The sequence below is a fragment of the Curtobacterium sp. GC_Cur_3 genome, from assembly GCF_026544205.1.
GTDB lineage: Bacteria > Actinomycetota > Actinomycetes > Actinomycetales > Microbacteriaceae > Curtobacterium.
Genome location: NZ_JALNUI010000040.1, coordinates 1 through 23,569, shown reverse-complemented (window position 1 = coordinate 23,569; position 23,569 = coordinate 1). Strand labels below are relative to the sequence as shown.

The window sequence follows — 23,569 nt, the reverse complement described above, 5'->3', positions numbered from 1 at the left end:
AGACGACGTCGTCCACGGACCCGAACCGCGCCGGCAGGAACAGCGACTGGGACACCTCGATCACGACGCTGAGCAGGAACCCCGTCCCCGCGCCGACCCACCACCGGCGCGCACCGAGCAGCAGCACCACGAAGACGCCGAGCGGCACGAAGAACACCACGTTCGCCGAGAACTCCGTCGCCGCGTAGTCGAACCACCCCGGCAGTCCGATCCTGTGCAGGCGCTCGAGCGTCCGCAGCAGCCACGGCTGCGCCCCGGCGTCCACCGGCGACCCGGTGAACGCGATGACGCCCACGAGCGCCGCGTACACGGCCCCGAGGACCACGGCAGCCCGTCGACTCCGCCCGTCCGCCCGCAGCGCGCTCCTGCCCGCGTCACGCAGCGTCCGGTGCGCGGCCAGCCCCAGCGTCCCGAGCGCCATCCCGACGGCTGCGGCGGTCACCAGGGACCGGAACGTGGTGGACGGCACCGCGCTCACGAGCGCGAGCGCAACGGCGCCCACCACCGCCACCAGCAGGCTCACGAGCGCGGCTCGCCGGATCGGCAGGGGCTCCGGCCTGGAGGCTCGTCTCGCCCCCGCCACGAGCGCCGGCAGACAGGTGGTCACCCCGGTGACGACCGCGGCCAGGACGAAGTCGTCGGACAGGGTGAGCGTGCCGTGGCCGACGCGGGTGCGGAGGGCGTTCGCGACACGGAGCACGGCGGCCACCGCGGCCTCCGCTGACGCGGGGACGAGGACCATCGCCACGACGACCACCCCGAGCGCGACCAGGACCGACCGCGCGAGCAGCTCGGTCCGTCGCGGCGTCATGGGAGCGACCGTATCGTCCGCACGGCAGTAGGTTCAGCAGATGCCACACGAGGTAGCCGCGATGATCACCGCGGACGTCGATGCGTGCTTGTCCCCAGAGGGCTTCGTGCGGTCAAGGCGAAAGTGGGTCCGAACGGATGGCGAGATCGCCGTCGCGATCGAACTCGTTCCGTCTCGATGGGGCGTGCAGTACTACCTCGACGTCTCGATCAAGTTCACCGGGGCCTCGAGCACGGAGGGCATCTTCTCCCGCGTCGACGAGTGGATCCCGAGCGGCGATGACATCGAGGCCCTCCCGACGAGGGGTACCGAGAGAAGCGCGAGACGTTCCGGGCGATCTGCCGCAAGGAGATCGCTCCACTCCTCAGTGCCATCGACATCGAGTACCTGCGCTCTGCGTCAGCGGACGACCTCTTCGCGGGGTCCATGGTGAGCACGTCCGCGCTGCGGCTGACAGGAAGGTACTGAGCGTGCTCCGGGCGAGTGAGGTGCCTGCGGGAGGAAACCACGAGCAGCTCGCCACGGAGCTCCACGACGCGATGATCGAGATCCCTGGGGCGCCGGGTTCGCACTTCGAGTCACTGCACGGGTACCTCGAGCGGCACGCGGGACTCCGGCGCGAGCGGACGCGCTTCACCCTCGCCCTCCGCGGCCGCGTGGTGGCGATCGAGGACGACGACGGCACGGAGCAGATCATGCTCGAGGACATCGTGCATGAGGGGCGCCTGGTCGTCTTCGAGAGCGGCACCGGAACCAGACTGACGGTCGCCCCTGCCGAGGAGGGAACGCCGCAGCTCATCATCGCGCCGGCCCCGTTCGAGACGAAGGCTCCCTTCCGCACGTGGAGGTCCGCGGAGCCAGCGTGAGGGTGTGACCTGTCGTCCGCGGCCGTTGTCCCCCGATCCGCGATTGTCCGAACCGCGAGTACCCCGGTGGGGGACGTGTACCCCGGTCTGGGGTGCATCAGCCCCGCGAAACCGGGGCCGTCTGATGGAGGGCATGAACAGAAGCCGTGAATGCCCGGGGCTGGATGGCGGCGGGTATCGGCGAGGCCCTAGATTTCTGGGACAGCACGATGTACCCCGGATCGCGACAGGAGCAGCGCCATGAGCATCACCGCCAGCAGCACGCAGACGCACCGTGAACTCACCCTCGACACCGAGACGGTCGACACGATCGCGATCCTCGAGGCCGGAGTCGCCCCCAGCACCCGTCCGGCCCGCGCCAAGCTCACCTGGACGCAGGAGGACGACGGCGAGTGGGTCGCCAACTACGGCGGGTACTTCGGCGGCTCGGTCGACAAGGTCGCGAACCGCTACGTCGCCTCCGACACGTTCGGCCTCGTCGTGGGCGACTTCGCCTCGCTCGAGGACGCCCAGACGAACCTCGCCGACCGCCTGCACGTGATGCTCCCGCCGGTCATCCGCCCGGTCGACTGACCAGCGCCACGACCGCACCCGTACGAACTGCAGCACCCGCACGACACGAAGGAACGACCATGAGCTTGATCGACGACCACCACGCGACCACCGAGGTCACCCTCGACACCGAAACCATCGAGGTCATCGCGGCCATCGAGGCCGAGGTCATCGCCCCGGTCCGCCCCGCACGCGCCACGATCCTCTGGACTCGACCGGACACCGGCCTGTGGGCGGCGAACTACGGCGGCTACTACGGCGGCACCGTCGACAAGCAGGGCTCGCACTACTTCGTGTCCGACACCTTCGGTCAGTACGTGGGCGACTTCCGCTCGCTCGAGGAAGCCCAGGCGAAGCTCGCCGAGCGCCTCCACATGGTCCTGCCGGACGTCATCCGGACCGCCTCCTAGTCGTCCTGCACAGCACGCCCCGTCGGTCTCCGGCGGGGCGTTCGTCATGTCCGGGCCACTGCCCGTCGGGTCGTCCCCCGAACGAGTGGTCCCCCCTACTGGGGACCAGCACTGTCCCCAATTCTCCCGGGTTTCCTGTCAGGATCAGGCCAGCGCGAACGTCCGTTCTCTCGTCCCTGCGAGATCGAGCGGCGCGTGCTTCGCCGACCCGACCCGGAAGTGATCCATGCTGTCTGCATCCCAGCGCTCTGCTGCGCCCCGCCGCCGTGCGGGCGTCCGGCCCCTCGCCGTGCTCGCTGCCGTCCTCCTCGTGGGCACCGGTCTCAGCACGGCCACGGCCGTCGTCGCGTCGACGCCTGCCTCGGCGGTCACCGCGACGACCGACAGTCACTTCGTCTGCGACCAGAACACGCTCTACGCGACGAACAGCGCCGGCAAGGTCGTCGCCGTGGACATCACGACGGGCGACACGAAGGGCTCGACGGTCGACGTCGCCGACCTCGGGACTGGCGCGAACAACGGCCTCGGGATCTCGCGCGAGGGCAAGTCGCTGTTCGCGGCGGGCAACGGCACCACCGCGACGATCCGCTCGTTCGACCCGGCGACGAACACCGCGTCGGACCCGATCGCCACGGACAAGGTTCGGCCGGTCATCCGCGGTGCCGTCAACCCGGCGACCGGCATCTACTACTACGGCGACAACACCGGTTGGCTCGGCGCGTACGACCCGGCGACGAAGCAGTACCTCGGCCAGGTCGGCCAGATCAACGGGCTCAAGACGGGCAACGGCGACTTCGCGTTCAGCTCGCGCGGTCTGATGTTCGTCGTCGCCGCCGACAAGGTCTATCGCGTCAACACCGAGACGGTCCCGACGACCTCCGGCACGACCGCGCTGGCCACCACCGCCATCGCGACCCTGCCGGCGGGCACGAACAGCCCCGGCATCGCGTTCTCGTCCGACGGCTACCTGTACGTGTCGAACTCGGTCACGACGAACAACGTCGCGACCACGACGATCTACCAGCTCGACCCGACCGCGGGTACGCAGGTCCGCAGCTTCCCGATCGTCGGCAACTACGGCGCCAGCGACCTGGCGTCCTGCAACTACGCGGACACCGTCACCGGGCAGGCCTCGGTCGACGAGCGCTGGGCGGCCGGCGACCAGTTCGGCCTCGCGATCTCCGGCGACGGCATCACGAGCGCCAGCAGCGGCACGAGCGACACCACGACCGGTTCCGACACGGGCGTGCAGACCCGGAAGGCCGGAGCGATCCTGACGACGCCCGGCAAGAACTACACCGTGACGCAGACCCCGTCAGGCACCACCGACCCGGCGAACTACGCCACCACGTGGAAGGCCGTCGACCTCGGCAGCAACCGCACCGTGGCGACCGGCACCGGCACGACGGCGTCCTTCGTCTTCCCGCAGGCCGTGTCGAGCGACGGCACCGACGTCGTCGTGACCTTCGCCAACGTGATGAAGGCCACCCACGTCAGCACCAGCCCCGACACCCGCACCACGCCCGCTAGCACCCCGGTGCGCGTCCCCGCGGCCGGCGTGCTCGCGAACGACAGCGGCACCGGCCTGTCCGTCGTGTCGAACACGACCCCTGCCCACGGCTCCGCGATGGTCGCCGCCGACGGCTCCTGGACCTACACGCCCGCTGACCGCTTCTCCGGCACCGACGCGTTCGACTACACCGCGAAGGACTCCTCCGGCCGCACCGCGACGAGCACCGTCACGGTCACCGTGACCCCGAGCGCCGCGGCCGACGCCGTCACCGTGCACGCCGGTTCGACCGCGACGGCCGGCGCCAGCGACGGGCTCCTCGCCAACGACGCCGGCAAGGGCCTGACGGTCACCGCCCACACCGACCCGGCGCACGGCGTCCTCGACCTGCGCGCCGACGGCTCGTACACGTACACCCCGGCCACCGGCTGGTCCGGCCCGGACACCTTCACCTACTCGGCGACGGACGCCTCCGGCACCACGACCACCGCGACCGTGACTGTCACCGTCCTGCCGACCGCGGGGGCCGACACCGTCACCGCGACGGCCGGACAGCCGACCGTCGGAGCCGCCCCGGGCCTCCTGGCCGACGACCTGGGCCACGACGTCCGCGTGAGCGGATCCACCCAGCCCGCCCACGGCACGGTCGCCGTGCAGCCGGACGGCTCGTACACGTACACGCCCGCCACCGGGTTCTCCGGCACGGACACCTTCACGTACACGGTGACCGACGGCTCCGGCTCCGACACCGTGACGGTCACCGTCCACGTCGCCCCGCAGGCCGTGGCCGACACGGTCAGCGTCGCTGCCGGCGGTTCCGCCGTGACGACCGACCGCGCGACCGGACTGCTCGGCAACGACCTCGGTGACGGCCTCAGCGTGACGGCGCACACCGCGCCGGCCCACGGTTCGCTCGAGCTCGACGGCGCCACCGGCACGTACACGTACACGCCGGCCGCCGGCTTCTCCGGCACGGACACCTTCGAGTACACGGTCGTCGACCGTGCAGGCACCCCGGCCACCGCGACCGTCACGGTCGTCGTCCTGCCCACGGCGGCGGACGACCGCGCGACGACCACGGCGAACGTGCCGGTCACCCTCGACGTGCAGGGCAACGACCTGGGCGGGAAGCTCGTGACCACGATCGTCACCGGCCCGGAGCACGGCACCGCGGTCGTCGCTGACGACGGCGAGGTCGACTACGCACCGACGACCGGCTTCTCCGGCACCGACACGTTCACCTACCGGGTGACCGACGGCGCCGGCCGGAGCTCGGGCACCGCGACCGCGACCATCAGCGTCGCGCCGCGCGCCCTGCCCGACGCCGCCACGACCACGGTCGGCCAGGCCGTCAGCATCGCCACGAGCGCCCTGACCCGCAACGACGTCGGAACCGGCGTCACCGTCACCGGCGTGCGTGACGCGCAGCACGGCACCGTCAGCCCCGAGCAGGACGGCGCGGTCGTCTTCACGCCGACCGACGGGTTCTCCGGCACGGCGACCTTCCACTACGACGCCGTCGACGCCGCGGGCAGCACCACCACCAGCTGGGTCGTCGTGGTCGTCGGACCCCAGGCGACCCCCGACACCGCGACGGCCACGGCCGGCTCGACGCTGACGGTCGCTGCGGCAGCGGGCGTGCTGGAGAACGACCACGGCACCGGCCTGACGGCGACGATCGACGAGGAGCCGCTCCACGGCACCGTCGACCTGCACGCCGACGGCTCGTACACGTACACGCCGACCGACGGCTGGTCCGGCCCGGACACCTTCACGTACACGGCCACCGACGCCGAGGGCAACACCTCGACCGGCATCGTCCGCGTCACGGTGCAGCCGAGCACGGTCAAGGACGCGATCACCACAGCCGCCGGGCAGCCCGTCACCGTCACCTCGCGTGACCTGACGGCGAACGACCACGGCACCGGCCTGACGGTCACCGCGGTCGGTCCCTCGACCACGGGCACCGCCACCACCGGCACCGTCGTGCGCAACGCCGACGGCACGGTCACCTACACGCCGGCACCCGGCACGTCGGGCACCGACACCTTCAGCTACGTGGTCACGGGCGCCAACGGCAACACGGCGACCGGCACCGTCACGGTGACGGTGACCCCGGTCGTCGTCGCCGCCGACACCTCGGCCACCGCGGACGGCACGCTCGTCGTCCCCGCCGGCCAGGGCGTCCTGGTCGGCTCGACCGGCAGCGGCCTCACCGTCACGGACGCCACGAAGCCCGCACACGGTGACGTCGACGTGGCCGAGGACGGGTCGTACACGTACACCCCGACCCCGGGGTACTCCGGCCCGGACACCTTCGACGTGACCGTCACCGACGGCACGGGCACCACCACGACCGGCACCGTCACGATCACCGTCGCCCCGGAGGCGCTCGCCGACACCGCCACCACGACGGCGTCCCGGCCGGTCGACGTCCGCGTGACGAAGAACGACTCAGGCACCGCGCTCACGGTCACCGCGGTCGGCACGCCCGGCCACGGCACCGCGACGATCGGCGGCACCGGGACGGTCACGTACGTCCCCGCGCCCGGGTTCTCCGGCACGGACACGTTCACCTACACGGTGAGCGACCCGACCTCCGGCACGGCCACGGCGACCGTCAGCGTGACGGTCACCCCGACCGCCGTCGCCGACGTGCTCCGCACCCCGGCCCGCACGGCACTGCGCATCGCGGGCGCCACGTTCACCGGCAACGACCGCGGCACCGGCCTGCGGGTCACGGGCCACGGCGCGGCCGCGCACGGCACCGTGACCGACGGCCCCGCCGGGTCGCTCGTCTACACGCCCGGCGCCCGCTTCTCCGGCACGGACACCTTCACCTACACGGCGACGGACGCGTCCGGGCAGCCGACCACGACCACCGTCACCGTCCTGGTGGGCGCGGTCGCGGTCGACGACTCGAGCACCACGACGACCAACGGCGTGGTGCGGATGCCCGCGGCGAAGGGCGTGCTGGCCGACGACGCCGGCACCGGCCTGTGGGCGTCCATGGAGACGAAGCCGCAGCACGGTGTCCTGCGCCTGGCGAAGAACGGCTCCTACGTCTACACGCCGAGCTCCGGCTGGTCCGGTCGTGACTGGTTCACGTACACGGCCCACGACACCGACGGGAACACCGCCACCGCGCTCGTCACCATCGACGTCGTCCCCACCGCGAAGCCCGACGCCGCCCGCACCACGTCCGGCACCCCGGTGACGGTCACGGGCCCCGGCGTGCTCGGCAACGACCGCGGCAGTCGCCTGCGCGTCGTCGCGGTCGGTGCGGCAGCGCACGGCACGGCGACGATCGCCGCTGACGGCACCTTCCGGTACACCCCGGCCGCCGGGTTCTCCGGGACCGACCGCGTCACGTACACGATGCAGGACGCCTCCGGCCAGCGGGTGGACTCGGCGGTGGACGTCACGGTGGGGATCGCCGCCACGGACGACCACGGCAGCACCATCGCCGGCGTCTCCCTGCCGGTGAGCGCCCGCCACGGTCTGCTGCGCAACGACCGCGGCACCGGCCTGACCGCCGCGCTCGACGGGAAGCCCGCGCACGGCACCGTCAACGTGCACGCCGACGGCTCGTACGTCTACACGCCGGCCGCCGGGTTCACCGGCACGGACACGTTCTCGTACAAGGTCACCGACGCCGCTGGTCAGACGACCACCGCGACCACGACCATCACCGTCGTCGCGCACGCCGTCGCCACCGACGACCGAGTCATCGGGACCCAGGGCCGCGCCGTCACGATCACCCCGATCGGCAACGACGACGCCACCGGAGGCGCCCGCTTCCAGACCGCCTCACTGCGCCTGGTCGACCCCGCCAACGGCACCCAGGTCTCCCGCGTGGCCGTCGAGGGCCAGGGCGTCTGGGTCGTCCGGGACGGCACGGTGCGCTTCACCCCGTCGGCTGACCGCCCCGGCACCCTGCAGATGCCCTACACGGTCACGGACACCGACGGGCAGGCCGTGACGGCCACGATCACCGTGGTCTACCCGGTCGGGCTCGCTGCGGCGGCGCATGCTGCGCAGCTCGCCTTCACGGGTGCGACCGGCCTGGTCGGGCTCGGACTGTCGGCCCTGGCCGCGCTCCTCGCGGGCGCAGCGCTGCTGCTCCGACGTCGTCGACCCACCTACGGTCCGCTGCGCCGCGGCTAGCAGGTCCTGACTGGAGGCCCCGCTCACCCCCGCCACTCGGCGGACGTGATCGGGGCCTCCAGTCCGTGCGCCGTCAGGCGACGGGATCGATGAGCTGCGGGCCGTCGTTCCGCACGCTGTTGACCGCGCGGGAGACCTCGTACTGCTCCAGGCCCGCCGCGACCGCCAGGGACTCGTGGTCGAGGAGCGCGAGCAGGTCGTCGCTGGCCAGGTCGCCGCCGAGCCAGTCGTCGTAGCCGTCGGGCGTGAGGAACGCCGGCATCCGGTCGTGCACCTCTCCGGGAGCCACGTGGGCGTCCCGCGTGATGATCGCCAGCGACAGCCGCCACTTGTCCGGGTCACCCTCGGGCTTCGTGGGGTCGGGCCAGGCGCTCACGACACCGGCCATGGCGAGTGCGCCGCCGGGCTCGTGCACGAAGTGGGGTTCCTTGCCGTCCTCGCGCACGACCCACTCGTAGTAGCCCTGCGCGGGGACGATGCACCGGTTCGTCGCGAAGGCCCGCTTGAACATGCCGCTCGTGGCCACGGTCTCGATGCGGGCGTTGATCGGCTTCGGTCGCTGCTTCTGGAAGTCCTTCGCCCAGCTCGGGACGAAGCCCCAGCTGATCTGCGGGAGTTCGCGCTCCCCGTGGCGCTGGCGGACGGCGGAGACGGGGTCCGTCGGCGCGACGTTCCAGCTCGGGACCAGCCCGGTGCTCACCACGCCGGTGTCCTGGTCCACGTGCTCGGTCCGGTCGGCGAGCTCACCGATGAGTTCCGGGAGCAGGTCGGCGGTGGTGTCGGAGACGACGAAGCGGCCACACATGCGCCCAGTGTGCCCGTCCCCGCCGACAGCCGTGCGCGTGCGGGTGCGTCCGGCAGGCGGTCAGCCGCCGGGCCGAGTCTCGGCTGGGCGGACATCATGTGCGGGGATCGGCGCGCGATCTGTCCGTGGCGGCGAGACTCGGTCCGCCCGGGTGCCCGTGGGCGGCGTGGGCGGCGTGAGGGGCGCGTCGGTCGGGGGCAGCGCAGCGGCGGCGCGGTGGGCACGTTCGGCGCGGCCGAGTTCGTCGAGGCGGCCGACCGTGGCGACGGACCAGAGGGCGAAGTACACCAGCATGTACGCCGGGATCACTCCGGCCGTCCACCCAGCAACCGCAGCAAGGGACCCGGCAGCGGGGAGCGGGGCCAGTCGCGTGAGGTCCAGCACCAGCCCGCGCCGGAGCAGTGCGGTGTCGACGAGGACCGCCTCCCGGTCCTCCGGGCGCACGGCGGGAAGTCTCCACCGCAGGTACGGCTTGACCGATGCGCGCACCGTCCGCGCAGTGTCGGGCCGGACCTGCCGACCGTTGATCGTCGCCGCCGGGTCGAGGGGCCGTGCGACCGGACAGCAGCCGAGCGCCAGGAGGCCCGTCGCGACCGCCAGCAGCACGATCACCACGACCGTCGGTCCCGTGCTCGTCGACGCCCACCGGAAGGCGGCTTCGGTCGCGACCATGACGGCGGCAGCTCCCACAGCCGCGAGCACGCCGATACGGAGAGCGCGACGGAACCGGTCGACGGAGACGGCGTCGGCGAAGTGCGCGCGGAAGACCTGCCAGCCGAGTCGGATCACGCCGTCAGTCCTACCCAAACCAGCTGAGCATGTCTCGGACCCGCGGGGCGATGGCGGCGTTCCGATTGCGCGCTGACGGATCCGGACGACGAACCCCGAGTTCCGCGAACCGGATCCGTCACGGCCGCGAACGAGAACCGCCGTCCCGCCCGCTCGCCCCGAACCGCCGGTCAGTCCTCGGGCAGCCCGAGCTTCGTGCCGCGCGGTGTGGGGGAGCGCAGGGAGCCGTCGCGGCGGTGCGGCTGGGGCTCGACCTCGGGAGACGGCAGCGACTCGGCGAGTCTCCCGGCACGCTCGACGCGGCCGAGCCGCCGCGCACCCGCGATCGACCATGCCGCGGACGACACCGCGACCCAGAGCACCACGCGCCCGGGGAGGTCGAGCATCACGACGGCGCCGAACGCCACCAGCGACGCCGCGATGAGGACGAGGCTGCGCCAGAGCTCCGGCACGATGGCCACACGCGCGGCCTCCGCGTGGCGCAGCACCTGGTCACGGTCCCGCTCCGGGATCGTCGGCGCCGAGCGTGTCCGGAAGTACCGCTCGGTGTCGTCCGGCGCTGGCAGCAGACCCCCGGACCAGTCCACACGCGACCCGTCAGCGGACCGCGGTCGAAGCGGCACCGCAGCGACCCCCACGAGACCGACGGCGATCGCGAGCAGCACGATGCCCACCCAGGTCAGGGGTTCGCCGAGGTCCAGCCAGGGGGCGACCGATCCAACGATCACGAGCGCGGCCAGGGCGAGGGCGGCGACGAGGGCACCGATGCGGGTGGCTCGACGCCGCCGGTCCGCGGGGACGGACCGGCACACGTGGTCGCGGAACGCGCGCCAACCCAGGGAGAACATCCTCACGTTCTACTCCTCGGACCGCGGTGCTCGCGGCTGGCGGTGCGGGACACGCCCGGTCGGCGATGGCGGGGGAGCGGCGGACACCGGTCGTGGTGCCGGGGTTCAGCGATCGTCCAGACAGAGGCGCTCACCTGGCTCCATGAGTCTCGACATCGTCTACACCGCCGTCGCCCACGCCTCCGGGGGCGGCCGAGACGGACACGTCCGCAGCGAGGACGACCGTCTCGACCTCGACACCCGTCCGCCGAAGGAGATGGGCGGCAGCGGCGAGGGCACCAACCCCGAGCAGCTCTTCGCTGCCGGGTACGCCGCGTGCTTCCTCGGTGCCCTGCACGCCGCGGGCCGCGAGCTCGGCGTCGACACCACCGGTGCCGAGGTCTCGGCCGAGGTCGGCATCGGCGGCACGGGCACCGGCGAGTTCGGGCTGGCCGTGGAGCTCGACGTCTACACGCCCGCGGTCGAGCAGCCGCAGCGGCAGCGCGTCGCCGAGCGTGCGCACGAGATCTGCCCGTACTCGAACGCCACCCGCGGCAACATCACGGTCACGCTCTCGCTCGTCGACTGATGAGCCCGCTGCCGGCGGTCACGACGCGCTGCCCCTGCCTCAGCGGCAACCCCTACGACGAGTGCTGCGGCCCGCTCCACGCCGGCGCTGCCGCCCCGACCGCGGAACGCCTGATGCGCTCCCGCTTCTCGGCCTTCGCGCTCGGCCTGCCCGTGTACCTGCTCGACTCGTGGCACCCGAGCACGCGCCCGACGTCCCTCGAGCTCGACCCCGAGCAGCGCTGGACGCGGCTGGACATCGTGGCCACCCGGGACGGAGGCCCGTTCGACTCCCGGGGACAGGTCACGTTCCGCGCGTGGTGGCGGTCCGACACCGACCGTGGCACGCTCGAGGAGACGAGCGACTTCGTCCGTGAGCAGGGCCGCTGGTCCTACGTCGACGGGGTCGTCTCCTGACGGGAGCCCCATGGCCACGCGAGACATCACCACCTTCGGCGCCCGCACCACCGCGGCCGAGGTCCTCGAGGGCATCGACCTGACCGGCCGGACCGCGCTCGTCACCGGAGCGGCCTCGGGCATCGGGGTGGAGACCGCCCGGGCACTGGCCGGCGCCGGGGCGACCGTGACCCTGGCGGTGCGGGACGTCGTCGCCGGGCAGCGCGTCGCCGAGGACATCGCGGCGACCACCGGGCGAGCAGCACCGACGGTCGTCGAACTGCATCTCGACCGGCCCGCGTCGATCGCGTCCGTCACCGCTGCCTGGACCGGCACACTCGACGTGCTCGTCGCCAACGCCGGGATCATGGACGCCCCCGAGACCTACACGGCCGCCGGGTGGGAGTCGCAGTTCGCGACGAACCACCTCGGCCACTTCGCCCTGGCGCTCGGGCTGCACGACGCCCTGGCAGCCTCGGGCTCCGCACGGATCGTCGTCCTGTCGTCGAGCGGGCACGGCTCCTCGCCCGTCGTGTTCGACGACCTCTTCTTCCGGCGTCGCGCGTACGACCCCGGTCTCGCCTACGCGCAGTCGAAGACCGCGAACGCGCTCTTCGCCGTCGGGGTCGGGCGGCACTGGGCGGCCGACGGCATCACCGCCAACTGCTGCATGCCCGGCGGCATCTGGACCGGGCTGCAGAAGCACTGGGACCCGGACGTCCTGGCGGCGACGAAGGTGGCCGCCGGTGACCTCGTGAAGACCCCGGAGCAGGGCGCCGCCACCTCCGTCCTGCTCGCCACCGCGCCGGAGCTGGCCGACGTCACCGGACGCTACTTCGAGGACTGCCACGAGGCCGAGGTCGTCGACGCCGTGCGCGACGGCCTGCACGGCGTGCTGCCGTGGGCACTCGACCCGATGGCCGCCGACCGACTGTGGGACGTCTCGCTCGCCCTGGTCGACGCCGAGGCCCGCGCCCGCCGTTAGGCGGTGATCGCCGCCGACAGCCCCACGGCCGTCCGCATCGCCCGTCGCACCGCGGCCTCGTCGGGCAGCATCTCCTCCTGGTCCCCGCTGAGGAAGAACCGGATCTGGCCGATCGCCTGCTCGGTCAGCATGTCGAGGCCGCTCAACACTCGACCGCCGCCGGACTCCCACCGCGATGCGACCGCGGTGGGCCACGGCTCGTACGCCACGTCGAACAGCACCGCGTCGGGCCCGGACGGCGTCAGGTGCAGGTCGTCTGCCGCACCGCCGGGGAGCGTGGAGATCACGAAGCCGAGCGGCCCCGCGGTGGCGAGCTCCTCGAGCGGGTGCAGTTCGAGGGTGACGCCGAGCCGCGTCGCGAGCCGCACGAGCGCACCGGCCCGCGCGGTGTCCCGCACGAAGACCCGCACGAGCTGGGCACCGAGTCGCAGTGACGCGGTCATCGCGCTCGCCGCGGTGGCTCCGCCGCCCAGGACGGTGGCCTCGCCGGGCACGTGCCCGAGGGCCTCGACCGGGCGGACGAGCCCCTCGACGTCGGTGTTCGCGCCGACGCGACGCACGCTCTCACCGACCTGCCGGAACGCGACCGTGTTGGCGACGCCGAGCTCGTCGACGAGCGGCGTCGTGCTGTCGAGCATCGGCAGCACCTCGCGCTTCAGCGGCATCGTCAGGCTCAGGCCACGCAGCCCGGGCTGCCCTGGACCCAGCCCCGCGACGAACGCGTCCAGCTCGCCGGACGCGACCTCGTGCCTCCCGTACGTGAACGGCACCCCGAGGGCGGCGTAGGCCGCTTCGTGCAGGGCGGGGGAGAGGGAGTGCGCGATCGGCGAGCCGAGCACGGCGAGGTGGGTGCGGTGCGGGTCCGCGTACGACGGTGTCACGGTCGGACAGCCTAGCCATCCCCGTTCGGAGTGTGGTTCTTAGGGTAGCCTTACCTCTGTGATCCGTCCTTCCTCCCCCAAGCAGCGCCTCCGCCGCGTGCTCGCCGCTGCCGGCGCCGTCGTGGCCGCCTCGCTCGTCCTCGCCGGGTGCTCCTCCGGCTCCTCGTCCGACCCCGCGGCGTCCGCGTCGGCCTCCGGCAACGGGGCCTTCCCGGTGTCGATCACGACCGGCCTCGGCACGACGACGATCAAGTCCGCACCGAAGCGCGTCGTCGCCCTCGGCTGGGGTGACGCCGAGACGGCACTCGAGCTCGGCGTGCAGCCCGTCGGTGCGAGCGACTGGCTCGCGTTCGGTGGCGACGGCGTCGGACCGTGGCTCAAGGGCGCGTACACGAAGTCCCCGAAGATCATCAACACGCTCGAGCCGAGCTACGAGGACATCCTCAAGCTCAAGCCGGACCTGATCCTCGACGTCAAGTCCTCGGGCGACAAGGACCGCTACAGCAAGCTCTCGGCGATCGCCCCGACCGTGGCGATCCCGAAGGGCGGGGAGAACTACCTCGCCTCGACCACGCAGCAGACCACGATGATCGCGAAGGCGCTCGGCAAGGTCGCCGCGGGCAAGAAGCTCCTGTCCGGGGTCGACGACGCCTACGCCGCAGCGCGCAAGGAGCACCCGGAGTTCCAGGGCAAGTCGGCCGTCATCGCCGCGTACACGTCCGAGGGCTTCGGCGCCTACGCCTCCCGCGACAGCCGCGCGACCTTCATGCGGAACCTCGGCTTCGAGATCCCGCCGAAGATCGACCAGGAAGCCGGCAAGGAGTTCTCCGTCCGGCTCTCGAACGAGAACCTCGACCTGCTGGACGCCGACCTGACCGTCGTGCTGCCCATCTACGTCGAAGCCTCGGCCGCCGAGTCCGACCCGCTGTTCCAGAAGGTGCCGTCCGTGCAGGCCGGCCACGACATCGTCTTCGACGACAAGGACGTGTCGTCCGCGTTCTCGATGGGGACCACCGCGGCGATCGAGTGGGCGCTGGACCGGCTGCCGGCCGAGTTCGCGAAGAAGCTCGGCTGACACGCGCGGTCGCGCCCTCTGACAGACAGGAGGCCCGACCCGCCATCTCGGGACCGCTCGCGGTCCGTGGGTGGTGGGGCGGGCCTCCTGGCCGTTGGGGTCCGGTGTTCTGCTGGCCGCTCGGCCGGCTGGGACTCGGGGTCCGCTCAGTTGGCGAACATCGACCCGAGGAAGGCGAAGAGCAGGGTGATGAGCGGCAGCGTGCCCTGGGCGAAGGCGGAGTTCAGGTAGCGACGGCCCGTGCCCGCGAGGATCACGGCGGCGGCGAGCATGCTCGCGGTGGAGAACACCACGAGGGTCCAGCCGGTCGCGGGGTTGCCCGTCGCGACGAACACCACACCGAGGACCGCGCCGATCGCGAGGAACAGGTTGTAGAAGCCCTGGTTGAAGGCCAGCGAGCGGGTGGCTCGGGCCTCGGCGTCGGAGGCGATCCCGAAGATCTTCCGCACGCGGGGGCTGGTCCACGCCACGGACTCGAGGAAGAAGATGTAGACGTGCACGAGTCCGGCGAGGACTGCGCACACACACGAGATCACGAGGAGCGCTGACATGCGTTCCATTCTCACAGACACCGCGCACGCTGAGGTTCGGGTTCGGGGTTCGGGGTTGGGGTTCGGGGTTGGGGTTCGGGGTCCGCCGCTAGGCTCTGTCCATGAGCGAGTACGACGACGAGGCCGTGGCGGAACTCCAGAGCATCCGGCAGAGCATCGACAACATCGACGCCGCTGTGATCCACATGCTCGCCGAGCGGTTCAAGTACACCCAGCGCGTGGGCTACCTCAAGGCCAGCGCCGGCATGCCCGCCGCCGACCCGGGTCGCGAGCAGATCCAGGTCGCACGGCTCCGGTCGCTCGCTGCCGAGTCGCACCTCGACCCGGCGTTCGCGGAGAAGTTCCTGAACTTCATCGTCGCCGAGGTCATCCACCACCACGAGCGCATCGCCGTGGGCGCGGAGATCGCGGCGGACGCTCCGTGAGCGACGGCGGTTCCGAGGCTGCGGCGGCTGCTGCTGCGTCGTCTGCGTCTGCTGCGTCGTCTGCGTCTGCGTCTGCTGTGGCTGGCCTGCGTTTGCTCGTCGGGTCGTACACGGCCACGGGCGGCGGGAACGCGACCGGCATCTCCTTCGTCGACGGTGGAGTCGCAGCGACGGTCGCGGTGCTCGACGACCCCTCGTTCCTCGCCGTCTCCGGGGACCGTGTCTACGCCGTGTCCGAGACCGCCGAGGGCAGCGTCAGTGCGTTCCGCCGCTCGGGTGCCGCACTCGAGCACCTCTGGACCGCGAGTGCCGGGGGGAACGCGCCGTGCCACGTGCAGGTCGATCCGTCCGGGGCGCTCGTCGTCACGAACTACGTCTCCGGCACCGTGACCGCGGTGTCGTTGGCTGCTGCCGAGTCGTTCGCTGCCTCGGTCGCCGCGAGTGACGGGGTCGTGGGGGCGCGGGGGTCCGCCGGGGCCGTGGTGGTGCCGGCGTCGGCGATCGCGACGGTGGCGCTGCCTGGTCGGCCCGGTCCTGTTGCTTCCGGTCCTGGTGCTTCCGGTCCTGCTGCTTCCGGTCCTGTTGCGGATCGGCAGGACGGGCCGCACGCGCACCAGTCTGTGCCGACGCCGGACGGCACGCTGCTCGTCGCCGACCTCGGAGGGGACACGCTGCACGAGTTCCGGGTCGAGATGTCCGGGGCTGCCGGTGCTTTTGGTGGTGCTGGTGCCGCTGGTGATGCCGGTGCTGGTGCTGGTGCCCTGTCGCTCGTGCCCGTGCGGGTGCACGACGTCGCGCCGGGAGCCGGCCCGCGGCACATGACCTGGTTCGACGGTGACCTCATCGTCGCCGGGGAGCTCGACGGCCGCGTGCATCGTCTCCGCCGCGACGACACCGGCGTGCTGCGGGTCATCGCGTCGGTCGACACCTTCGACGGGCCGACCGGGGACTCCCTGCTGAGCCACATCGAGGCCGACGACACCGGTCGCGTGACCGTGGCCGTCCGTGGTCGTGACGTGATCGTCGTGCTCGACGCGTCGGACGGCGGGCTCACCGTCGTCGGCAGTGCTCCGTGCGGTGGGGCCTGGCCGCGGCACTTCGCGCGCGTGCCCGGGTTCGTGCTGGTCGCCAACGAACGCTCCGACGCGATCGCGGTGCTGCCCGTCGGGGACGACGGCGTGCCGGGCGAGGCCGTGGCGCAGATCGCCGTCGGCACCCCCACCTGCGTCGTCCCGGTCTAGCCCGGGCCGGTCGCGGGTCAGCGCTCGATGAGGTTCTCGAACGCCTGACCCTCGGCCAGCGCGGCGACCTGCCGGCGCATCAGCTCGATCGACCGCGGCACGCTGAGGTCCGTGTTGCCCCCGACGTGCGGCGTGAGCACCGTGTTCGGCGTCGTCCACAGCGGGTGCCCCTCGGGCAGCGGCTCCGGATCGGTGACGTCGAGCCCTGCCGACAGCCGACCGCTCTGCAGCTCGGCGACGAGGGCGTCCGTGTCGACCACCTTGCCCCGCGCGACGTTCACGACGACGGCGCCGTCGGGCAGCGCGGATAGCAGGTCGGCGTCGACGAGCCCCTCGGTCTCGTCGGTGAGCGGTGCGATGAGCACGAGGACGTCGGTCGTCCGCGCGAGCTCGGGGAGCTCGCCGAACGCGTGCACGTGGCGGCCGTCCTGCTCGCGAGCGGTGCGGGCGACCACGCGGACGTCGGTCTTGAAGGCCTCGAAGCGCGTCGCGATCGCGCCGCCGATCGCCCCGTACCCGACGACCGTCACGCTACGGTCGGCGAGCGAGCGGGTCTCACGGGCGTCCCAGATGCCGGCGGCGCGGTCGAACTGGAAGGCCCCGATCTCGCGGAGCACCGTCAGCGTCAGGCCGACGGCGAGCTCGGCGGTCTCGTCGTCGTGGATGCCCCGGCCGTTCGCCAGGGCAGCGTGCCCCGGCACGTGCGGCAGCGCGTGTTCGTAGCCGGCGCTCGGCAGCTGCAGCAGCTGGAGGTTCGGCAGGTCGTGCACGTACTGCCAGCGGTGCCGCCCGGCGAAGTAGAACGGCAGGAACGCGATGGCGACGTCGTCCGGGCGACCGTAGGGTGCCTCGACGTCCCACACGTCGAGCTCGATCCCGTCCGGCACGGGGCCGAACCGGTCGACGAGCTCGGCGAAGGGCAGGGTGACGATCGACATCGCGTTCCGCCGCTCAGCTGTCGGTGCGGGGGGAGAAGGTGCCGTCCGAGGCGAGCGGGCCACGGCCCAGGACGCCCTCGGTCACGGTCTCCTGGATGACGTCGCCGAAGCGGGTCGGCATCGTCGAGCCGTGCGTGGTGCGCAGCTCCTCGATGCTGGCGGTGAACGCCCCCTGGACCTCGAGCGCCTGCGAGTGCCCGTCGGTCACGCCGATGCGCAGGACCGGGAAGGCCCGGCCGTTGCACAGGCCCTGGAAGCGGACGTCGTCCTCTCGACGGACGGACACGACGACACGAGCGGTCGACTCGGAGAACAGCGCGGTCGCGAGGTCGATCCCGTCGCGCTCCTGCAGCTCGTCGAGCACGACGCGCGCGCCGACACCGAAGCGGAGGACGCCCTCGGCGAGCGTCTGGCCGAGGCCACCGTCCGCCAGGTCGTGTGCGCTCGTGAGCAGCTGCTCGTCGGTCGCCGCACGGAGCAGTTCGCCGAGCGCTTTCTCACGGCCGAGGTCGACCACCGGGGGACGCCCGCCGAGGTGCCCGTGCACGGTGCCCGCCCACGCGGAGCCGTCGAGCTCGAGGCTCGTCGTGCCGAGCAGGTACAGGTTGTGGCCGTCGTCCTGCCAGCCCGAGGGGATGCGCTTGGCGACGTCGTCGATCACGCCGAGCACACCGACGACCGGCGTCGGGTGGATCGGCGTCGAACCGGTCTGGTTGTAGAACGACACGTTGCCGCCGGTGACCGGGATCCCGAGCTCCATGCAGCCGTCCGCCAGGCCCTCGACGGCCTGCGAGAACTGCCACATCACCTCGGGGTTCTCCGGCGACCCGAAGTTCAGGCAGTCGGTGACGGCCGCGGGGACGGCACCCGTGACGGCGACGTTTCGGTAGGCCTCGGCGAGGGCCAGACGGGCACCCTGCTTCGGGTCGAGCTGGCAGTAGCGGCCGTTCGCGTCCGTGGCGATCGCGACACCGAGGCCGGTCTCCTCGTCGACGCGGATCATGCCGCCGTCGTCGGGGAAGGACAGCGCGGTGTTGCCGAGCACGTAGGTGTCGTACTGGTTCGTGATCCAGCGCTTGTCCGACAGGTTCGGCGACCCGAGGAGCTGGAGGAACTGGGCCTTGAGCGCCGGGCCCGTCTCCGGGCGGTCGAGCGACTCGGCGCCGTCGGCCTGGAGCTCGTCGAGCCAGGTCGGGTAGGCGACGGGGCGGTCGTACACGGGGCCGTCGACGGCCACGGTGCGCGGGTCGACGTTCACGATCTCCTGGCCCTGCCAGTCGATGACGAGTCGGCCGGTGCCGGTGACCTCGCCGAGCACGCTGGTCTCGACCTCCCACTTGCCGACGACCTCGAGGAAGGCGTCGAGCTTGTCGGGACGGACGACCGCCATCATGCGCTCCTGGCTCTCCGACATGAGGATCTCCTCGGCCGTGAGCGTGGGGTCACGGAGCAGGACGTCGTCGAGCGAGATGTGCATGCCGCCGTCGCCGTTGCTCGCGAGTTCGGACGTGGCGCACGAGATGCCCGCGGCGCCGAGGTCCTGGATGCCCTCGACGAGGTCCTTCTGGAACAGCTCGAGGCAGCACTCGATGAGGACCTTCTCGGCGAAGGGGTCACCGACCTGAACTGCCGGACGCTTCGTCGGGCCGCCCTCGGTGAAGGTGTCGGACGCCAGGATCGACGCGCCGCCGATGCCGTCGCCACCGGTGCGTGCGCCGAAGAGCACGATCTTGTTGCCGGTGCCGGACGCGTTCGCCAGGTGGAGGTCCTCGTGGCGGAGGACCCCGACGGCGAGGGCGTTCACGAGCGGGTTGCCCTGGTACACCGGGTCGAAGTAGGTCTCGCCGCCAATGTTCGGCAGGCCGAGGCAGTTGCCGTAGAACGAGATGCCGCCGACGACGCCGTGCACGACGCGCGCGGTGTCCTCGTGGTCGATCGCACCGAAGCGGAGCTGGTCCATCACGGCGACCGGGCGGGCGCCCATCGAGATGATGTCGCGGACGATGCCGCCGACGCCGGTGGCAGCGCCCTGGTACGGCTCGATGTACGACGGGTGGTTGTGCGACTCGACCTTGAAGGTCACCGCCCAGCCGTTGCCCACGTCGACGACACCGGCGTTCTCGCCCATGCCGACCATCAGGTCCTTCTTCATCTCTGGCGTGACCTTCTGGCCGAACTGCCGCAGGTAGTTCTTGCTCGACTTGTACGAGCAGTGCTCCGACCACATCACGGAGTACATCGCGAGCTCACCCGAGGTGGGGCGGCGGCCCAGGATCTCGCGGATCTTCGCGTACTCGTCCGCCTTGAGCCCGAGCGCCTCGTAGGGCTGCTCCTTGTCGGGCGTCTCGGCGGCGTCCTGCACGGTGTCGGGCTTCGGGCGCACGTGGGTCGTCACGGTGGTGTTGTTCCCTGTCACTGGCGTCGGCGTCGTCACTTGACGAGCGTCGACTCGATCACGGAGGTGAAGAAGGTGAGGCCGTCCGTACCGGAGGCCATCGCCGCGGGGGTGTCCGGGCCGAAGCCGGGCTCGGTCGCGTGCTCGGGGTGCGGCATCAGGCCGACGACGTTGCCGCGCTCGTTCGAGACGCCCGCGATGTCGTCGATCGACCCGTTCGGGTTCACGCCGACGTAGCGGAAGACGACCTGGCCGTTGTCCTCGATGCGCTTGATCCCGTCGGCGTCCGCCACGAAGCGGCCGTCGGCGTTCTTCAGCGGGATGGTGATCTCCTGCTGGGCGTCGAAGCCGTTCGTCCAGGCGGTGCCGGCGTTCTCGACGCGGAGCTTCTGGTCGCGGCGGATGAACTGCTGGTGGGCGTTCCGCGTGTGGGCGCCCGGGACCAGACGGGCCTCGGCGAGCATCTGGAAGCCGTTGCAGATGCCGAGCACGGGCATGCCCTTGCCCGCGGCGTCGATGACCTCGGCCATGATCGGTGCCTTCGCGGCGATGGCTCCGGCTCGGAGGTAGTCACCGTAGGAGAACCCGCCGGGCAGCACGATCGCGTCGACGCCCTGCAGGTCGTGGTCGCCGTGCCACAGGGCGACCGGGTCGGCACCGGCGAGACGAACCGCGCGCTGGGCGTCGCGGTCGTCGAGCGAACCGGGGAACGTGATCACACCGATGCGCATGGCGGTCACTTGGCGACGCCGTCCTCGGTGTCGGCGACGGTGACCGAGACGACGTCCTCGATCACGGCGTTGGAGAAGACGTCGACCGCGATCTCGCGGACCTCGGCGAGCGTGGTGTCGTCGACGGGGCCGTCGACGTGCACCTCGAATCGCTTGCCGATGCGGACGTTGGTCAGGTCGTTCTTGCCGAGGCGGGCGAGGGCGTTGCCCACCGCCTTGCCCTGGGGGTCGAGGATCTCGGCCTTCGGCATGACCTCGACGACGATCGTTGGCACGTGTTCACTCCAGCACGGGGGAATCGGGTGGGGACCGCTCCAGTCTAGGTGGCGCGCGCGTCGCGCAGCGTGCGGTTGTGGAGAACTGTTCGATCACGTATATTCCAAGTCGAACATTCGGGATCGAACACGGACAGGAGGCTCGGATGGCGTCGCTCACACCGCTCGCGTTCGCCGCGCTGGACCTCCTGAACGAGGCGCCGATGCACCCGTACGAGATGTTCCAGACGATGCTCCACCGCCAGGAGGAGCGGAACGTCAAGGTGCGGCCCGGCACGCTCTACCACCAGGTCGGCCGCCTCGCGGAGCTCGGTCTGGCCGAAGTCGTCGGGACGGACCGCGAAGGCAACCGCCCCGAGCGCACGACGTACACGATCACCGACGCCGGTCGTGCCGCCCTCGCCGAGGGCCTCCGCCGCATGGTGACCGAGCCTGCCGACGAGTACCCGGAGTTCCACCTGGCGCTCTCCGTGCTCGAGAACCTGCCGCGGGCCGAGGCGGTCGATGCCGTCCGGGCACGGATCGTCGCGCTCGAGCAGCAGCGCGACGAGTACGACCTGGCGATCGACCGGGTGCATGAGAAACAGCTGTCGGACCGCTACTGGCTCGACGTGTCGTACGTGCGTGCGATGCTCACCGCGCAGATCGAGTGGCTTGGTTCCACCGTCGAGCGCATCAGCAGCGGCGACATCCCCTGGGACGGCCCGGCCGTCCCTCCCCAGAACTCCACGAACAGCAAGGAACCCCCTCGATGACCACCGTCACGCCCACGCGGACGACCGAGAAGAAGCCGTGGCCAGCCCTCTGGGCCCTGGTCGTCGGCTTCTTCATGATCCTCGTCGACTCGACCATCGTGTCCGTCGCCACCCCCACCATCGCCAAGGCCCTCGACGCGGACATCAACGCCGTGATCTGGGTGACCAGCGCCTACCTGCTGGCGTACGCGGTGCCGCTGCTCATCACCGGGCGTCTCGGTGACCGCTTCGGCCCGAAGGTGCTGTACCAGGTCGGCCTCGTCGTCTTCACCCTGGCCAGCCTCTGGTGCGGCCTCGCCGGCTCCATCGAGGTCCTCATCATCGCCCGCGTGGTCCAGGGCCTCGGCGCCGCGATGATGACCCCGCAGACGATGGCCGTCATCACGCGCATCTTCCCGCCGCAGAACCGTGGTGCCGCCATGGGTCTCTGGGGCGCGGTCGCCGGTGTCGCCTCGCTCGTCGGCCCGATCCTCGGCGGCCTGCTCGTCGACGGCTTCGGCTGGGAGTGGATCTTCTTCGTCAACGTCCCCGTCGGCGTGGTCGCCTTCGTGCTCGCGCAGCGCTTCGTCCCGACGTTCGACCGCCACCGACACCGCTTCGACTACCTCGGCATCGTGCTCTCGGCGGTCGGCCTCTTCCTGCTCGTCTTCGGCATCCAGGAAGGCGAGACCTACGACTGGGGCACCATCACCGGCCCGATCTCGGTCTGGTCGCTGATCATCGCCGGCATCGTCGTGCTCATCGCCTTCGTGGTGTGGCAGGGCGTGCAGAAGGGCGAGCCGCTGCTGCCGCTCGGCCTGTTCAAGGACCGCAACTTCACCCTCGCGAACATCGCGATCACGGCCGTCGGCGTCGCCATCTCGTCGTTCGCGCTGCCGATCATGCTGTGGGCGCAGGACGTCCTCCGCTTCTCGCCGACCCAGGCTGCGCTGCTGCTCGTGCCGCAGGCCGTCATCTCGGCCGGGCTCGCACCGTTCGTCGGCAAGAAGCTCACCGTGTGGAACCCGCGCTGGGTCGCCGCGTTCGGCCTCGCCTGCTTCTCCGGCGGCCTGTTCTGGTTCGCCGCCCTGCTGAGTGCCAACGCCGACTGGGGATGGGTGCTCCTGCCGAGCGCACTCCTCGGCCTCGCGAACGCCTGCATGTGGGGCCCGCTCTCGGTCTCGGCGACGCGCAACCTCTCCCCGCGCCTCGCCGGTGCCGGGTCGGGCGTGTACAACACCACGCGGCAGATCGGTGCCGTCCTCGGGTCGGCCGGCATCGCCGCACTGATCGAGGCCCGCATCACGGCCAACTTCCCGTCGCAGTCGGGCGGCGCGTCCGCGGGCGGAGCCGAGCAGCAGGTCGGATCGCTGCCGGGCTTCCTGCTCGACCCGTTCTCGAAGGCGATGGGGCAGTCGCTCATCCTGCCGGCGGTCGTGCTCGTCGCGGCCATCGTCGCCGCGCTGTTCCTCGCGAAGCCGAAGCAGACCGTGGCCTGGGCCCAGACCGGCTCGGTCACGACGCAGCCCGACGCCGAGGCCCCGGCCGCCCCGAGTGCTCCCGACCAGGAGCTCGCCGCGACCGAGCACCACGGCAAGCACGTCGGCGCCTAGCCGTCGGCGCACGTCCTGAGGAGCC

Annotated in this window: 22 protein-coding genes; 12 read left to right on the top strand and 10 right to left on the bottom strand. The window is 71.6% G+C overall.

Annotated elements, in window-relative coordinates; translation table 11 throughout:
* A partial coding sequence (locus OXR63_RS16420) for a VanZ family protein (RefSeq protein ID WP_267425009.1) occupies positions 1-811 on the bottom strand: 811 nt, incomplete at its 3' end.
* Positions 812-1,281: 470 nt separating this feature from the next.
* Between OXR63_RS16420 and OXR63_RS16415 the strand changes: the two genes are divergently transcribed.
* The 4 genes from OXR63_RS16415 (at position 1,282) to OXR63_RS16400 (ending at position 8,316) form a co-directional block, all read left to right on the top strand.
* Positions 1,282-1,677, top strand: coding sequence for a hypothetical protein (locus OXR63_RS16415; protein WP_267425008.1), 396 nt, complete (start codon positions 1,282-1,284; stop codon positions 1,675-1,677).
* A gap of 240 nt (positions 1,678-1,917) precedes the next feature.
* The gene (locus OXR63_RS16410; RefSeq protein WP_267425007.1) at positions 1,918-2,250 is read left to right on the top strand and encodes a hypothetical protein; all 333 of its coding nucleotides are present in this window, start codon (positions 1,918-1,920) and stop codon (positions 2,248-2,250) included.
* 59 nt (positions 2,251-2,309) lie between these two features.
* Entirely contained in the window at positions 2,310-2,639 is a 330-nt protein-coding gene (locus OXR63_RS16405; RefSeq protein WP_267425005.1) for a hypothetical protein, read from the top strand.
* Between the two features lie 226 nt (positions 2,640-2,865).
* Entirely contained in the window at positions 2,866-8,316 is a 5,451-nt protein-coding gene (locus OXR63_RS16400; RefSeq protein ID WP_267425003.1) for an Ig-like domain-containing protein, read from the top strand.
* A gap of 73 nt (positions 8,317-8,389) precedes the next feature.
* Here OXR63_RS16400 and OXR63_RS16395 read toward each other — a convergent pair whose 3' ends face one another.
* The 3 genes from OXR63_RS16395 to OXR63_RS16385 all read right to left on the bottom strand — a co-directional run bounded on the left by OXR63_RS16395 (position 8,390) and on the right by OXR63_RS16385 (position 10,764).
* A complete protein-coding gene (locus OXR63_RS16395) occupies positions 8,390-9,121 on the bottom strand; it encodes an SOS response-associated peptidase (RefSeq protein ID WP_267425001.1) in 732 nt (243 codons plus the stop codon).
* Positions 9,122-9,181: 60 nt separating this feature from the next.
* Positions 9,182-9,910 (bottom strand): hypothetical protein, encoded by a 729-nt coding sequence (locus OXR63_RS16390; protein ID WP_267425000.1) that lies wholly within the window; start codon positions 9,908-9,910, stop codon positions 9,182-9,184.
* 170 nt (positions 9,911-10,080) lie between these two features.
* Positions 10,081-10,764, bottom strand: a complete 684-nt coding sequence (locus OXR63_RS16385; RefSeq protein WP_267424999.1) for a hypothetical protein — start codon at positions 10,762-10,764, stop codon at positions 10,081-10,083.
* 136 nt (positions 10,765-10,900) lie between these two features.
* Here OXR63_RS16385 and OXR63_RS16380 point away from each other — a divergent pair, with 136 nt between their 5' ends.
* From OXR63_RS16380 to OXR63_RS16370, 3 genes are read left to right on the top strand one after another with little or no spacing between them, the layout of a single operon-like run.
* On the top strand, positions 10,901-11,326 hold the full coding sequence (locus OXR63_RS16380; RefSeq protein WP_267424998.1) for an organic hydroperoxide resistance protein: 426 nt from the start codon (positions 10,901-10,903) through the stop codon (positions 11,324-11,326).
* On the top strand, positions 11,326-11,721 hold the full coding sequence (locus OXR63_RS16375; protein WP_267424997.1) for a YchJ family protein: 396 nt from the start codon (positions 11,326-11,328) through the stop codon (positions 11,719-11,721). Before OXR63_RS16380 ends, OXR63_RS16375 begins: the two co-directional genes overlap by 1 nt.
* Positions 11,722-11,731: 10 nt before the next feature.
* Positions 11,732-12,685 (top strand): SDR family NAD(P)-dependent oxidoreductase, encoded by a 954-nt coding sequence (locus tag OXR63_RS16370; protein WP_267424995.1) that lies wholly within the window; start codon positions 11,732-11,734, stop codon positions 12,683-12,685.
* Here the strand turns inward: OXR63_RS16370 and OXR63_RS16365 are convergent.
* Positions 12,682-13,566, bottom strand: a complete 885-nt coding sequence (locus OXR63_RS16365) for a shikimate dehydrogenase family protein (RefSeq protein WP_267424993.1) — start codon at positions 13,564-13,566, stop codon at positions 12,682-12,684. The two genes, OXR63_RS16370 and OXR63_RS16365, sit on opposite strands and share 4 nt — an antisense overlap.
* Positions 13,567-13,624: 58 nt before the next feature.
* Between OXR63_RS16365 and OXR63_RS16360 the strand changes: the two genes are divergently transcribed.
* Positions 13,625-14,641 carry an iron-siderophore ABC transporter substrate-binding protein gene (locus OXR63_RS16360; protein WP_267424991.1) on the top strand — a complete coding sequence of 339 codons (1,017 nt, stop codon included), beginning with the start codon at positions 13,625-13,627 and terminating at the stop codon, positions 14,639-14,641.
* 146 nt (positions 14,642-14,787) lie between these two features.
* Here OXR63_RS16360 and OXR63_RS16355 read toward each other — a convergent pair whose 3' ends face one another.
* Positions 14,788-15,192, bottom strand: a complete 405-nt coding sequence (locus tag OXR63_RS16355; RefSeq protein WP_267424990.1) for a DUF1304 domain-containing protein — start codon at positions 15,190-15,192, stop codon at positions 14,788-14,790.
* A gap of 101 nt (positions 15,193-15,293) precedes the next feature.
* Between OXR63_RS16355 and OXR63_RS16350 the strand changes: the two genes are divergently transcribed.
* Both OXR63_RS16350 and OXR63_RS16345 read left to right on the top strand, forming a co-directional pair.
* A complete protein-coding gene (locus tag OXR63_RS16350) occupies positions 15,294-15,617 on the top strand; it encodes a chorismate mutase (protein WP_267424989.1) in 324 nt (107 codons plus the stop codon).
* A gap of 77 nt (positions 15,618-15,694) precedes the next feature.
* Positions 15,695-16,858 (top strand): lactonase family protein, encoded by a 1,164-nt coding sequence (locus OXR63_RS16345; protein WP_267424988.1) that lies wholly within the window; start codon positions 15,695-15,697, stop codon positions 16,856-16,858.
* Between the two features lie 17 nt (positions 16,859-16,875).
* Here OXR63_RS16345 and OXR63_RS16340 read toward each other — a convergent pair whose 3' ends face one another.
* Genes OXR63_RS16340 through purS form a run of 4 tightly spaced genes read right to left on the bottom strand, consistent with a single transcriptional unit; the run spans position 16,876 to position 21,197 of the window.
* Positions 16,876-17,796: a 2-hydroxyacid dehydrogenase gene (locus tag OXR63_RS16340; protein WP_267424987.1), complete on the bottom strand. Its 921-nt coding sequence runs from the start codon at positions 17,794-17,796 to the stop codon at positions 16,876-16,878.
* Positions 17,797-17,809: 13 nt separating this feature from the next.
* The gene (gene purL, locus OXR63_RS16335; protein WP_267424986.1) at positions 17,810-20,191 is read right to left on the bottom strand and encodes a phosphoribosylformylglycinamidine synthase subunit PurL; all 2,382 of its coding nucleotides are present in this window, start codon (positions 20,189-20,191) and stop codon (positions 17,810-17,812) included.
* A 35-nt stretch (positions 20,192-20,226) separates the two neighbouring features.
* Positions 20,227-20,922 carry a phosphoribosylformylglycinamidine synthase subunit PurQ gene (gene purQ / locus OXR63_RS16330; RefSeq protein WP_267425010.1) on the bottom strand — a complete coding sequence of 232 codons (696 nt, stop codon included), beginning with the start codon at positions 20,920-20,922 and terminating at the stop codon, positions 20,227-20,229.
* 5 nt (positions 20,923-20,927) lie between these two features.
* Complete coding sequence (purS, locus tag OXR63_RS16325; protein WP_267424985.1) at positions 20,928-21,197, bottom strand: phosphoribosylformylglycinamidine synthase subunit PurS; 270 nt, start codon at positions 21,195-21,197, stop codon at positions 20,928-20,930.
* 146 nt (positions 21,198-21,343) lie between these two features.
* Here purS and OXR63_RS16320 point away from each other — a divergent pair, with 146 nt between their 5' ends.
* A complete protein-coding gene (locus OXR63_RS16320) occupies positions 21,344-21,952 on the top strand; it encodes a PadR family transcriptional regulator (protein WP_267424984.1) in 609 nt (202 codons plus the stop codon).
* Positions 21,949-23,544, top strand: coding sequence for a DHA2 family efflux MFS transporter permease subunit (locus OXR63_RS16315; RefSeq protein ID WP_267424983.1), 1,596 nt, complete (start codon positions 21,949-21,951; stop codon positions 23,542-23,544). The genes OXR63_RS16320 and OXR63_RS16315 overlap by 4 nt, the downstream gene beginning before the upstream one ends.
* The last annotated feature ends 25 nt before the right edge of the window (positions 23,545-23,569 follow it).